Source organism: Nonomuraea sp. ATR24, assembly GCF_041950485.1.
In the GTDB taxonomy this organism is placed as follows: domain Bacteria; phylum Actinomycetota; class Actinomycetes; order Streptosporangiales; family Streptosporangiaceae; genus Nonomuraea; species Nonomuraea ceibae.
In genome coordinates, this window is the sequence record NZ_JBGNUU010000011.1 from 15787 (window position 1) to 28227 (window position 12441).

Genomic DNA, 12441 nt, shown 5'->3' on the forward strand with positions numbered 1-12441 from the left:
TCGTTCCGGAGGCCCAATACCGCGTGTTATCGAACTGTGATCGCTTCCTGGATCTCCTGGATCGAGGGGTTCACGAGGGCGGAGCCGTCCGGGAGCACGACGGTGGGGATGAGCCAGGAGCCGCCGCCCAGCTCGGTGATCAGCTCGATGGCGCCGGGCGTCGCGTCCACGTCGACCTCGGCGTAGGGGATGCCGGCCCGGCCGAGCTGTCCCTTGAGGCGCTGGCAGTGGCCGCACCAGGGGGCGCTGTAGACGGTGATCATGTATTCCCCATTCGAACGGTGGGTTTGACCCGCGGGCGAGGCAGCGAATACTCTCATGTGCCAATTGGATGTTACCGGTAGACACTGCAGCTAGGCGGGTTGACCGGACACGTGAAAGTAGGGTCCACCGGTGACCGAACTCCCCCTCTCCCGGCGCTCTCTGTTGCGGGCGGCCGCCCTCGTGGGCGGTCTCGCGGCCCTGGCCGCCTGCGGCAGCGACGACGCCCCCGGCGGCGCCGAGCCGCAGCGGCAGAGTCAGGACGTGCTGCGCGTCGCGCTGCCGTCGTCCATCGGCTCGCTCGACGCCGCCAAGGAGTCGGGCATCATGAACTACGTCGTCGCCCTGCTCGTCCAGGAGGCCCTGGTCGGCGTCGGCCGCGACGGCAGCCTCCAGCCCTCCCTGGCCGAATCCTGGACCAGGAAGGACGCCACCACCTACGTCTACACACTGCGCAAGGGCGTGACGTTCTCCGACGGCAGCCCGATGACCGCCGCCGACGTCCTGGCCAGCCTCGACCTGCACGCCAAGAAGGGCTCCACCAGCGGCTTCGCCTACGCCTACGCGGGCGTCGAGACGATCGAGGCCACCGGCGACGCCGAGATCACCATCAGGCTCAAGAACCCCGACGCGTCGTTCGCCTGGACGCCCTCGCCCGGCACGCTCCTGGTGACGAGCGAGAAGTTCATCCAGGCCACCGGCGAGCGCATCGGCACCCCCGAGGGCAAACTGCTCGGCACCGGCCCGTACAAGGTGGCCGAGTTCGCCCCCGACTCCCACGTGACGCTGGAGCGCAACGACGGCTGGTGGGGCGGCAAGGCGCCGTTCCGGCAGATCAGGATCGACTTCATCCCCGAGGAGTCGACCCGGCTGCTCGCCATGCGCGGCGCCGAGCTCGACGTCGCGCTCAACGTGCCCGCCGAGCAGATCGACCAGTGGAAGACGATCTCCGGCGTCGAGCTCAGGACGGCCGCCGACCGCTCCCTCGTCACGCTCGCCTTCAACACCGCCAAGGCGCCGTGGGACGACATCCACGTCCGCAAGGCCGTCGCCCACGCCATCGACCGCGAGGGCGTCGTCAGGAGCGTGCTGCGCGGCCACGCCCAGGTCGCCGCCACCATCCCCGACCCGGCCCAGTGGGGCGGCGTGCTGCCGCCCGACGAGGTGACCGCCCTGTACGCGAGCATCCCCCAGTACGGGTTCGACCTGGCTGCGGCCAAGGCCGAGCTGGTGCGGTCGGCCACCCCACAGGGCTTCACCGACGTGCTCTCCTACCCCAGCAGCGGCCCCCAGCTCGGCCGCGCCGCCCTCACCCTGGCGCAGAACCTCAAGAGCCTCGGCATCACGCTGGAGGTCAAGGAGGTGCCGCTGGAGCAGTGGATCGCCGACCTCGGCAAGCACGCCTCCGGCATCTACCTCGGCTGGTACTTCGCCACCACCGGCGACCCCGCCGAGTACGCCCAGCAGCTCCTGCACCGCTCGGCCCGAGGCGAGAACGGCACCAACATCGCCGAGTACGACGACGCCGAGGTGAGCAGGCTCCTGGACGAGGCCAAGGCGAGCACCGACGACGCCGCCCGGGGCAAGCTGCTCGGCCAGGCCCTGGTCAAGGCCGCCGCCGACGTCCCGTACCAGCCGCTGTGGTGGGGCGAGGCCGCGACCGCGTTCGGCCCGGCCGTCACCACCGGGGAGTTCGGCCCGTACTTCTTCGTCGGCCCGTGGGCCGCCAACGTGACCGCCCGCTGATGGGGCCGCTCGACGTCCACCGGGAGCTGGCCGGGCTGCGCTACCCGGAGTCGGTGGCGCTGCACCCGGACGGCGACCGCGTGGCCTGCGTGCTGGGGACGCGCGCGTACGTGCTGGCCCTCGACGGCGAGCGGCGGCCGGTGCCCGGCGGCGAGCCGCAGGCGCTGACCCGCTGGCTGCCCGACGGACGGCTGCTGCTCGCGGCCGGCGGCGACCGGGTCGAGGTCAGGCACGGCACCACGCTGGAGCCGCTCTGGCAGGCCCGCGTCACCGGCGAGATCGAGGACCTGGTCCCCGGCGGCGACGGCACCGTGCTCGTCCGCCTGGCCGATCCCGGCAGCGAGCGCGACGGCAGCCACCTCGGCCTGCGCGTGCCCGACCCGGGCGACCCGTTCGTGCGGGTGCCGGGCGGGCGGCTGCGGCGGCTGGTCCGGTTCCGTGTCGGCGACGCCACGCCCCGGCCGCTGCCGGCGCCCACGGTGTGGGACGCCGACTGGCGCGACGGCCGCGCGCTCGCGGTCACCTCCGCCGACGAGACCCCGGCGGGCTACTACCGCCCCCGCCTCGACCTGATCGACGACACCGGCCTTCGCACCCTGCACCGCACCGCGTGGCAGCTCAGCAGGCCCAGGCTGGCCCCGGGCGGGCGCGCCGCCGTCGTGGTCGAGGGCCTGTCGATCGTCTCGGGGCGCGTCCTGTACGTGGACCTGGACGGCGGCGGCGTGAGCCGTCTGGGCGAGATCGACGACGTGACCGACCTCGGCTGGCTGGACGAGCGGACGCTCTGGTTCACCGGCTGGGACGGCACCGGCGTGCACGGCGGCGTGCTCGACACCGGCGGCCGGGTGATCCATCGCTGGACCGCCCGGGGCACGATCGGCGGGCGCGACGGCCAGCCGTCCCTGTCGCCCGACCGGTCCGGCACGCTGGTGGCGGCCTGCTGGGAGAGCCCCGGGCAGCCGCCCGAGGTCGCCGTCGCCGCGCTGGCCGACGGCGACTGGAAGCCGGTCACCGCGCTCAACGCAGCCCTGGCCCGGCTCGCGGTGAGCCAGGAGGAGATCACCTGGACCGGCCACGACGGCCTGCCCGTCTCCGGCCTGCTGCTCACCACGCCGGGCGACGGGCCCCGGCCGCTGGTCGTCATCGCGCACGGCGGGCCCACCTGGCTGTGGTCCAGCTCGTTCGCGCCGGCCGAGTCCAACCAGCTCGCCGTGCCGCTCGCGCACGCCGGAGCGGCCGTGCTGCTGCCCAACCCGCGCGGCAGCAGCGGGCGCGGCCAGGACTACGCCCGCGCCGTCATCGGCCGGTTCGGCGAGGCGGACCTGGCCGACGTGCTCGCCGGGGTCGACCACCTGACCTCGACCGGCGTCGCCGACCCCGACCGGATGGCGATCATGGGCCTGAGCTACGGCGGCTACCTCACCGCCTGGGCGGTCACCCGGACCCGGCGCTTCCGCGCGGCGGTCGTGCTGTCGGGCGTGAGCGACTGGCTGAGCTTCTCCACCGGCAGCAACCTGGGCGGCGGCTTCGACCCGCTCTACCACGCGGGCGCCGACCCGGCCACACCCGAGGGCCGCGAGTTCCTGGCCGCCCGCTCGCCCGTCCATCACGCCGCGAACGTCACCACCCCGACGCTCGTCCTGCACGGCGACCAGGACCGGACCACCCCCGTCGGCCAGGCCGAACAGCTCTATCGCGCCTGGTCGGTGGCCGGAGTGAGCACCCAGCTCGTCGTCTACCCTCGGGAGGGTCACGAGCTGGTGGAAGACGCGCACCGCGCGGACGCGGCCGAGCGCGTGATCGGCTGGCTGACCGGGGGCGGGGTGTTGTGATGGGGTGGGGCCGCTTCGCCCTGCGCAGGCTCGCGGGCACCGCCGTCGTGGTGCTGCTCCTGTCGGCGGGGGTGTTCGGGCTGCTCTACCTCGCGCCGGGCTCCGTCCAGCAGACGCTGCTCGGCACCCGGCCCGCCACCGCCGAGACCATCGCCGCGATCCAGGCCCGCTACCACCTCGGCGACCCCGTCACCGTGCAGTACCTGCGCTGGTTCGGCGGCGTGCTGCGCGGCGACCTCGGCACCTCCATCAGGACCGGCGCCCCCGTCTCCGGCATGCTCGCCGACCGGGTGCCGCTCACGCTCGCCCTCACCGCCTACGGCACGCTGCTGGCCGCGCTCGCCGGCATCCCGCTCGGCGTGCTCGGCGCGCTGCGGCGCGGCCGGGCCGCCGACCGGCTCGTGGTGACGGCCGGCGTCGCCGGGCTGAGCGCGCCGCCGTTCGCCGTCGGGCTGCTGCTGCTCGTCGTGTTCGCCGGGTGGCTGGGCTGGTTCCCCGGCTACGGCACCGGCGAAGGGCTCGCCGACCAGCTCTGGCACCTCACGCTGCCGGCCGCCGCGCTGGCCGTCGGCGCCGTCGGCATGCTGGTGCGCTTCAGCCGCGCCGCGCTCGTCCGCGAGCTCGACCAGGACTACGTCGTCTTCGCCCGCGCCCGCGGGCTGGCCGCGCCCGTCGTGCTCGGATACGCGCTGCGCAACTCGCTCGTGCCGATGCTCACCGCCGCCGGGCTCGTCGTCACCGGCATGCTGGCCGGCACCGTGCTCGTGGAGGTCGTCTTCGCGCTGCCCGGCCTCGGATCGCTGCTCGTCGACTCCGTCACGTTCAAGGACGTGCCCGTCGTGCAGGCGCTCGCGCTCCTGCTCACCCTGCTGATCGCCGCCGTCAACCTGCTCGTCGACATCGGGTACGCGCTCGCCGACCCCCGCGTACGGCTCGGCGGAGGCGCGTCGTGAAGCGGACCCCGGTCAGCGTGTGGGCCGCCCTGGCCGTGCTCGCCGCCGTCACCGCCGCCGCCGCGTTCGCGCCCTGGCTCGTGCCCGGCGCCACCGACCAGGATTTGATGACCGGCATCACCGGCCCCGGCCCCGGCCACCCGCTCGGCACCGACGACCTCGGCCGCGACGTGCTCGACCTGCTCATCGCCGGGGCGCGCACGGCCGTGCCCGGCGCGTTCGCCGTCGCCGCCGGGTCGATGCTCATCGGCAACCTGATCGGGCTGGCCGCCGGCTACTTCGGCGGCTGGGCCGACACCCTGGCCATGCGCTGGGCCGACCTGATGTTCTCGCTGCCCGCGCTGCTCGTCGCCATCGTCGTCGCCGGAGTGCTCGGCGGCGGCTACGGCCTGGCCATCGCGGTGCTCGTCGTCCTGTTCGCGCCCACCGACACCCGGGTGGTGCGCGGCGCCGTGCTGGAACAGCGCCACCGGCCCTACATCGAGGCCGCCGTGCTCAAGAACCTGTCCGCCTGGCGCATCATGACCCGCCACATCTGGCCCAACATCGCCTCCGTCGCCCTGGCCAACGTCTTCCTCAACTTCGCCTACGCCCTGGTGTCGCTGTCGTCGCTGTCCTTCCTCGGCCTCGGCGTGGCCGCCGGGTCGCCCGACTGGGGGCGCACGCTGGCCGACAACCGCACCCAGCTCCTGGCCAACCCGTGGGCCGTCATCGCCCCCGGCCTGGCCGTCATCGCCACCGCCGCCGCGCTCAACATCGTGGGCGACTGGCTGCACGAGCGCGTCGACCGGCGCGGAAGGGCACGCTGACATGCTGCGCGTCGAGGGATTGTCGGTACGCCAGCCCGCCACCGGCCGCACCCTGCTCTCCGAGGTGTCGTTCGACGTCGCGCCGGGGGAGTCGGTGGCGATCGTGGGCGAGTCCGGATCGGGCAAGTCGCTCACCGCGCGGGCCGTGCTCGGCCTGCTGCCCGCCGGGCTGGCGGCGTCCGGGCTGGTGGAGGTCGGCGGGCGGCGCGTCGACGACGACCCGCGCGCCCAGCGGCGGCAGCGCGGCTCCACCGTCTCCCTGCTCATGCAGGACCCGTTCACGCTGCTCAACCCGCTGCGCAAGGCCGGCAAGCAGATCGCCGACGGGCTGCCGCGCGGCGCCGACCCGAAGACCGAGGTGCCCCGGCTGCTGGCCGAGGTGGGGCTGCCCGCCGACGTGGCCGGGCGCTACCCGTTCCAGCTCTCCGGCGGCATGCGCCAGCGCGTCGGCCTGGCGGCCGCGCTCGCCGCCGCGCCCCGCGTGCTGCTCGCCGACGAGCCGACCACCGCTCTGGACGCCACCACGCAGCGGGAGGTGCTGGCCCTCATCCGGCGCGTGCAGCGGGAGCGGGACATGACTTTCCTGCTCATCACGCACGACCTGCGGCTGGCGTTCAGCATGTGCGACCGCGTCGTGGTCATGTACGCCGGGCGCGTCATGGAGGTGGGCCGGGCCGCCGACCTGCGGCGCGAGCAGCGCCACCCCTACACGCGGGCGCTGCTGGCCGCCGAGCCGCCCGCCGACCGCCGCCTGGCCGTCATCCCCGCCGTCCCCGGCTCGGTCCCCGCCCACGACGCGGTCGCCGGGCAGTGCGCCTTCACCGACCGCTGCTCGCTCGCCCTGGCCGAGTGCCGCGCGGGCGTCCCGCCGCTCCGCCCGGCAGGGGACGCCGGCCGCCTGTCGGCCTGCGTGCGGGCCGGGGACCTGCCCGCCGCCCCCGCGCCCCCGCTCGGCGTGGCCGCGCCCGTGCGGGCCGCCGCAGAGCCGGTGCTCGACCTGCGCGATCTGCGCAAGACCTTCCCCGGCTCGGCCAGGCCCGCGCTGGCCGGGGTGAGCCTGACCGTCGCCCCGGGCGAGATCGTCGCCGTCGTCGGCGAGTCGGGCTCCGGCAAGACCACGCTGGCCCGCTGCGTGACCGGCCTCGAACGCCCCGACGCCGGGACGATCCTGCTGGGCGGACGCGACTGCTCCGACTACGCCCGCATGTCGCGCGAGGCCGTCCGCCAGGCCCGCCGCACCGCACAAATGATCTTCCAGGACCCGTACTCGACCCTCAACCCCGCCCGCACGGTCGGCGCCACGCTCAAGGAGGCGCTCGTCGCCGACGGCCGCCCCGCCGACGTGGCCGCGCTCATGGAGCTCGTCGGCCTCGACCCCGCCCTGGCCGCCCTGCGCCCCGCCAACCTGTCCGGCGGCGAGCGCCAGCGCGTCGCGATCGCCCGCGCCGTGGCCGGCGAGCCCGCGCTGCTCGTCTGCGACGAGCCCGTCTCCGCCCTCGACGTCTCCGTCCAGGCGCAGGTCCTCGGCCTGCTCGCCGGCCTGCGCGAGCGGCTGTCGACCGGCATGCTGTTCATCACCCACGACCTCGCCGTGGTCCGCCAGCTCGCCGACCGGCTGTACGTGCTGAAGGCGGGGGAGTGCGTCGAGAGCGGCCCCGTCGACCGGGTGCTGGACGAGCCCGCCCACCCCTACACGCGCGACCTGCTGGCCAGCGTGCCCGACGGGACCAGCCGCTGGCCCGGCTGATCCCGGTACTCAGTCGTCAGCCATCAGCCGTCGTCAGTCGTCAGTCGTCGGAGAAGGAGATCAGCGTGAGCACCCGGCAGGCCAGCTCGCCGGTGGAGTAGACGTGGTCGTACTCGGCGGCGAAGCGCAGCGCGTCACCCTCGCCGAGCGTCACCGACCACGCGTCGGTCGCCACCGTCACCTCGCCCGACACCACGTACGCGTGCTCCATCGAGCCGCGCCCGTGAGCGCTCTTGGCGCTGCGCGTCGCCGGCGGCAGCAGCCCCTCCGCCAGCTCGAACCGCCGCCGGTCCGGCGCGTCGAACAGGCTGCGCACCGCCGTGTCGCCGGTCATCACCGCCTCGCCCTCACCGCGCCGGATCACCTCGGGCCCCGCCGGATGCGTACGGGTCAGCTCGGCGAACGTCAGCCGCAGCGCCGCCGCCAGCCGGGTCAGCACCTCGATCGTCGGATTGGCCACCCCGCGCTCGATCTGCGAGATGAGCGCCTTGCTCACCCCGGTCAGGTCGGCCAGCTCCCGCACGCTGTGGCCGCGCGCCAGCCGGGTGCGGCGCAGGTTGCCCGCGATCGCGCCCCGCACCCCGGCGCCGGGCCCCGCGGTCACGCCCAGATCGGGGGTCTTGTCGTGGCGCACGTGGCTCCCCTCCCTGGATACTGACTCCATCATGCCGGACGGCTACAGCGTCAGGGCCAGGCCGATCGCGAGGAGCAGCCCGTAGGCGAGCTGGAGCTTGCCGGTCTGCTGCAGCACCGTGATCAGCGCCGGGCCGGCGGCGCCGCCGAGCACCGCGCGCACGGGCGCGATCGCCAGCGGGGCGGCCAGCACCGCGAGCGCGGCGGCCGGCGCGACCGGCGTCATCGCCAGCGCCACCGCGAACGGCAGGACGAGGCAGGCCGCGTACAGGTGACGGGTGCGCGGCGCGCCGAGCACGACCGCGAGCGTCCGCTTGCCGGACTCCGCGTCGGTGCCCACGTCACGCAGGTTGTTGACCACGAGCATCGAGCACGACAGCAGCCCGACCGGCACCGACGCCACCAGCGCCGCCCAGGTGAGCTGCTCGGTCTGCACGAACGCGGTGCCGACCACCGGCACCACCCCGAAGAACACGAACACCGACACCTCGCCCAGCGCGCGGTAGCCGTACGGCCTCTTGCCCCCGGTGTAGAACCAGCCCGCGGCGATGGCCGCGGCGCCCACCAGGAGCACCCACCACGCCTGCGTGACCAGCACCAGCACCAGCCCGAACACCGCCGCGGCGGCGAAGCTGCCGAGCGCGGCGGCGAGCACCTGCGGCGGCGCGGCCACCCGCGAGCCCACCAGGCGCATCGGCCCGACCCGCTGGTCGTCCGTGCCGCGGATGCCGTCGCTGTAGTCGTTGGCGTAGTTGACGCCGATCTGCAGGAGCAGCGCGACGAGCAGCGCCAGGATCGCGCGCCACCAGACGAAGCCGCCCTCGCCGATCGCCACGCCGGTGCCCGCCATGACGGGGACGACGGCGTTCGGCAGCGTGCGCGGGCGCGCGCCGGCCAGCCATTGTGCGGGGGTGGGCATCAGCTGATGTCCGTCGTGAGCCTGACCATGCGGATCGGGCGGCCCATGTCGAGCACCCGCTCGGCCATGTCCTCGCCCCAGCCCGCCGACTCCAGGAAGCCGAGGACCGCGTAGTTGTCAGCGAACACCCAGGTGACGATCTGGCGGTAGCCGTCCTCACGCAGGTGGTCGACGGTGGCGTTGAGCAGGCGGCTGCCGTGGCCGCGCCGGACGAAGTCGGGGTCGACCAGCAGCGTCAGCATCTCGGCCACGACCGTCGGGTCGAGGTCGGGGTCCTCGGCCGGCGCGTGGGAGGCCAGGCCCACCACCCGCTCGCCGCCGCGCGGCGTGGCCGGGGCGGCGTTGCCGCCGGCGCCCAGCGCGGGGAAGCCCTCAGTGTCGAGGATGGTCTCCACCGCGACCAGCACGCGATGCCGTGAGGTCGGCGGGGCGACGATCGCCTCGTCCCACTGGCGCAGCCACATCTTCTCGGCCGCCGGGCCGGTCATCTGCTCGAGGGGACCCTCGGGCAGGAAGTCCCGGTAGCCGTAGCGCCAGGCGCGGACCTGAACATTCGCCACTTGGAGAACATCCTCGCGCCGGGCCGCCCGGACGCCTACGTCTGCCATCTCGGCCCGCTCCTTCGACTGCTGTTCATGCCACGAGGCACGAGTTACACCGTATCGGTGTTTGAAGGTTGGAGACGACGCGAACCCTGCTTCCTGGCCCGGTATGCGCGCGTTTTGGTGCGGTTACCGCAGACCCTCATCGAACACCACGAGCGGGAACGGTTCTTGGAGGCGTCGATGAACGCCCACTGGCAGGTGTCCTCCGCGCACACCTTGAGCCGGTCCCACGAGGCGTCGGTCGCCGCGGCGGCGATCCTGGCCAGCGCGCCGGGCACGCCGCCCGCCACCGGGGCCAGGCCGGGCCGCGAGCCGATCACCACGGTGAGCGGCAGGCGCGGCAGCTCGGGCGGGCCGGCGCCGGGCAGCCGCCGCAGCGCCGCGCGCAACCCTTCGCGCAGCGCGATCGCGGTCGCCAGGTCGTCGTCGGTGGCGCGGTCGCGGGGCCCGGCCAGCGCGCGCTCGCGCAGCCAGACGCCCAGCTCGGAGGGAGTGCCCAGATCGTCGGCGTCGGACTCGACGTCATAGGTGTTCACGAAGTCACGCACCAACTCCGCCGCCACCAGCATGGGGCCACTCTACTCGCCGCGTGATCAGCCGAGCGCGCGCAGGGCCCGCGCCAGCCGGCTCACGCCCTCGGCGAGCTCCGGCAGGTTCGCCGGCGCCATGTGGGTGACGCGCACGCGCGGGCCGGGCGGCTCGGCCGGGTAGTACATGCGCCCCGGGCTCACCAGCACGCCGTGGCGCTTGGCGGCCTCCACCAGGGCGTGCTCGTCCGTCTCCGGCGGCAGCCGCAGCCACAGGTGCATGCCGCCGCCCGGCACCAGGAACGGCGGCGCCTGCGGCATCCGCGCGGCCAGCGCGGCGGCGAGCGCGTCACGCCGGGCCGCGATCTCGGCGTGCACCGCGCCGAGATGCCGCCGCCAGGCGGGCGAGCCGACGAACTCCAGCGCCGTCTCCTGCAACGGCCGCGCCACGAAGAACGACTCCACGAGCTGCCCGGCCCGCAGCCGGTGCGCCGCGGGGCCCCGGGCGACGACCGCCGCCACCCGTATGCTCGGCGACAGGATCTTGGTCAGCGAGTGGATGTGCACCACGGTCCCGTGCGCGTCCGCCGACACCAGCGACGGCGGCGCGGACGCGGTCAGGTAGCGGGCGTAGTCGTCCTCGATCACGAACGCTCCGGCCGCCCTGGCCACCTCCAGCACCTGCCGGCGGCGTTCCTCCGTCAGCGTCGCGCCCGTCGGGTTGTGCAGGGTCGGCTGGCACAGGAACACCCGCGCCCCCGACACCGCGAACGCCTCCGCCAGCAGGTCGGGCCGGACCCCGTCGCGGTCGATCGGCACGCCGGTGGCCCGCAGCCCGGCCGCCTTCGCCGCCGCCAGCGCGCCGGGGTAGGTGGGCGTCTCCACCAGCACCTGCGTGCCCGGCGCGGCCAGCGCCCGCAGCGCGTGGGTGAGCGCCGCCTGCCCGCCGCTCACGATCAGCGCGTCGGCGGCCGTTACGTCGCCGCCCGCCTGCTTGGCGAACCAGCCGCGCAGCTCCGCCAGCCCGCCCAGCGGCGGCATCGCCCACGCGTCCGGCCTGCGCACCGCCCGCGCCGCCGCGGCCGCGAGCTGGCGGTCCGGCCGGATGCCCGGATGCAGGTAGCCGCCGGTCAGCGGCACCACGCCCTCCGGCGCGGCCCCCAGCAGCGCCTCCACCGGCTCCCCGGACACCGCCCGGTCGCCGAGCGCCACCGTCTGCCAGGAGAAGTCGGCCGCGTCGGGCGCCCACTCCCGCCGGGCCGCCACGAACGCCCCGCTGCCCGGCCGGGTCACCACCATGCCCTCGGCCGCGAGCTGCCCCAGCGCCCGCGACACCGTCACCGGGCTCACGCCGTGCCGTCGCACGATCTCCCGGCTCGGCGTCAGCCGATCGCCGGGCCGCAGCCGCCCCGCCTCCTCCCGCAGGATCGCGGCGATCGTGGCGATACTGCTATCGTTGTCCATGAAGGAACAGGATAGCGCTATCGCCACGACCGCAGTAGCGGTCCCCGCCCCCGACGCCCGCCGGGGCACCGCACTGGCCTTCCTCGGCGTCCTGGCCTTCTCCGGCTCCTTCCCCGCCACCGTCTACGCGATGGAAGGCTTCGACCCCTGGCTCGTCGCCATCGGCCGCGCCCTCATCGCCGGCGTCGTCGCCGTCATCTGCCTCAAGGCCGCCCGCCTGCCCCTCATCCCGCCGAACCCGCGCCCGTACCTGCTCATCTCCCTCGGCGTCGTCTTCGGCTTCCCCGTCCTCAGCGGCCTGGCCCTCGACCTCGGGGCCGGCACCGCCCACGCCGCCGTCGTGATCGGCCTGCTGCCCGCCGCCACCGCAGCCTGCGCCGTCCTGCGCGCCGGCGAGCGCCCCCGCCCGCTCTTCTGGGCCGCCTGCGCCGCCGGCGCCGTCGCCATCACCGTCTTCACCCTCACCCAGGGCGGCTCCGGCGCCGCCTGGCCCGACCTCCTCCTGGTGGGCGCGCTCCTCTCTGCCGCCGTCGGCTACACCGAGGGCGGCACCCTCTCCCGCACCACCCCCGGCTGGCAGGTGATCTCGTACGCGCTCGTCCTGTCCCTCCCCGTCACCGCGCCCGTCACCGCCGTGCTGGCCCTCACCACCCCCGTCACGCCCACCCCCGCCTCGCTCGCCGGGCTCGCCTACGTCGGCCTCGTCTCGATGTTCCTCGGCTTCTTCCCCTGGTACGCGGGCCTCGCCAGGGGCGGCATCGCCAGAGCCGGACAGACCCAGCTCACCCAGCCGCTGCTCACGCTCGTGTGGGCGTGGTTCCTCATGGGGGAGCGGTTCGGCCTCGCCACCGTGGCCGCGGCACTGGCCGTGCTCGTGTGCGTCGCCATCACGCAGCGCGCCCGTACTTGAAAGCCGTGACGCCTGGCCGCAGGATGGGGGTGGAG

The 12441-nt window shown here is 74.8% G+C and carries 12 protein-coding genes; 6 read left to right on the top strand and 6 right to left on the bottom strand.

Annotated features, from left to right (window positions below; translation table 11 throughout):
- Nucleotides 1-26: 26 nt before the first annotated feature.
- Nucleotides 27-263, bottom strand: a complete 237-nt coding sequence (locus ACBI99_RS25360) for a glutaredoxin domain-containing protein (protein WP_219503493.1) — start codon at nucleotides 261-263, stop codon at nucleotides 27-29.
- Nucleotides 264-393: 130 nt separating this feature from the next.
- Between ACBI99_RS25360 and ACBI99_RS25365 the strand changes: the two genes are divergently transcribed.
- From ACBI99_RS25365 to ACBI99_RS25385, 5 genes are read left to right on the top strand one after another with little or no spacing between them, the layout of a single operon-like run.
- Entirely contained in the window at nucleotides 394-2007 is a 1614-nt protein-coding gene (locus ACBI99_RS25365; protein ID WP_375073654.1) for an ABC transporter substrate-binding protein, read from the top strand.
- Nucleotides 1980-3839 carry an alpha/beta hydrolase family protein gene (locus tag ACBI99_RS25370; protein ID WP_375073655.1) on the top strand — a complete coding sequence of 620 codons (1860 nt, stop codon included), beginning with the start codon at nucleotides 1980-1982 and terminating at the stop codon, nucleotides 3837-3839. Before ACBI99_RS25365 ends, ACBI99_RS25370 begins: the two co-directional genes overlap by 28 nt.
- Nucleotides 3839-4792: an ABC transporter permease gene (locus ACBI99_RS25375; protein ID WP_375073656.1), complete on the top strand. Its 954-nt coding sequence runs from the start codon at nucleotides 3839-3841 to the stop codon at nucleotides 4790-4792. Before ACBI99_RS25370 ends, ACBI99_RS25375 begins: the two co-directional genes overlap by 1 nt.
- The gene (locus ACBI99_RS25380; RefSeq protein ID WP_375073657.1) at nucleotides 4789-5601 is read left to right on the top strand and encodes an ABC transporter permease; all 813 of its coding nucleotides are present in this window, start codon (nucleotides 4789-4791) and stop codon (nucleotides 5599-5601) included. Before ACBI99_RS25375 ends, ACBI99_RS25380 begins: the two co-directional genes overlap by 4 nt.
- Nucleotide 5602: 1 nt before the next feature.
- Nucleotides 5603-7348: an ABC transporter ATP-binding protein gene (locus tag ACBI99_RS25385; RefSeq protein ID WP_375073658.1), complete on the top strand. Its 1746-nt coding sequence runs from the start codon at nucleotides 5603-5605 to the stop codon at nucleotides 7346-7348.
- Between the two features lie 40 nt (nucleotides 7349-7388).
- Here ACBI99_RS25385 and ACBI99_RS25390 read toward each other — a convergent pair whose 3' ends face one another.
- From ACBI99_RS25390 to ACBI99_RS25410, 5 genes are all read right to left on the bottom strand, one after another.
- Nucleotides 7389-7982 (bottom strand): XRE family transcriptional regulator, encoded by a 594-nt coding sequence (locus ACBI99_RS25390; RefSeq protein WP_219503459.1) that lies wholly within the window; start codon nucleotides 7980-7982, stop codon nucleotides 7389-7391.
- 42 nt (nucleotides 7983-8024) lie between these two features.
- Nucleotides 8025-8900, bottom strand: coding sequence for a 1,4-dihydroxy-2-naphthoate polyprenyltransferase (locus ACBI99_RS25395; protein WP_375073659.1), 876 nt, complete (start codon nucleotides 8898-8900; stop codon nucleotides 8025-8027).
- Nucleotides 8900-9460, bottom strand: coding sequence for a GNAT family N-acetyltransferase (locus ACBI99_RS25400; RefSeq protein WP_308125698.1), 561 nt, complete (start codon nucleotides 9458-9460; stop codon nucleotides 8900-8902). Before ACBI99_RS25400 ends, ACBI99_RS25395 begins: the two co-directional genes overlap by 1 nt.
- A gap of 92 nt (nucleotides 9461-9552) precedes the next feature.
- Nucleotides 9553-10074, bottom strand: coding sequence for a CGNR zinc finger domain-containing protein (locus ACBI99_RS25405; RefSeq protein ID WP_219503450.1), 522 nt, complete (start codon nucleotides 10072-10074; stop codon nucleotides 9553-9555).
- Nucleotides 10075-10098: 24 nt separating this feature from the next.
- Nucleotides 10099-11496, bottom strand: coding sequence for a PLP-dependent aminotransferase family protein (locus ACBI99_RS25410; protein ID WP_375073660.1), 1398 nt, complete (start codon nucleotides 11494-11496; stop codon nucleotides 10099-10101).
- Between ACBI99_RS25410 and ACBI99_RS25415 the strand changes: the two genes are divergently transcribed.
- Nucleotides 11495-12406 (top strand): DMT family transporter, encoded by a 912-nt coding sequence (locus tag ACBI99_RS25415; RefSeq protein WP_219503443.1) that lies wholly within the window; start codon nucleotides 11495-11497, stop codon nucleotides 12404-12406. The genes ACBI99_RS25410 and ACBI99_RS25415 overlap by 2 nt on opposite strands.
- Nucleotides 12407-12441: the final 35 nt, after the last annotated feature.

What these genes read in the sequence shown, in the direction of transcription:
- ACBI99_RS25385 (WP_375073658.1), top strand. Translation starts at nt 5,603, where the DNA reads ATGCTGCGCGTCGAGGGATTGTCGGTACGCCAGCCCGCCACCGGCCGC.
- ACBI99_RS25405 (WP_219503450.1), bottom strand. Translation starts at nt 10,074, where the DNA reads ATGCTGGTGGCGGCGGAGTTGGTGCGTGACTTCGTGAACACCTATGAC.
- ACBI99_RS25410 (WP_375073660.1), bottom strand. Translation starts at nt 11,496, where the DNA reads ATGGACAACGATAGCAGTATCGCCACGATCGCCGCGATCCTGCGGGAG.
- ACBI99_RS25360 (WP_219503493.1), bottom strand. Translation starts at nt 263, where the DNA reads ATGATCACCGTCTACAGCGCCCCCTGGTGCGGCCACTGCCAGCGCCTC.
- ACBI99_RS25375 (WP_375073656.1), top strand. Translation starts at nt 3,839, where the DNA reads ATGGGGTGGGGCCGCTTCGCCCTGCGCAGGCTCGCGGGCACCGCCGTC.
- ACBI99_RS25415 (WP_219503443.1), top strand. Translation starts at nt 11,495, where the DNA reads ATGAAGGAACAGGATAGCGCTATCGCCACGACCGCAGTAGCGGTCCCC.
- ACBI99_RS25395 (WP_375073659.1), bottom strand. Translation starts at nt 8,900, where the DNA reads ATGCCCACCCCCGCACAATGGCTGGCCGGCGCGCGCCCGCGCACGCTG.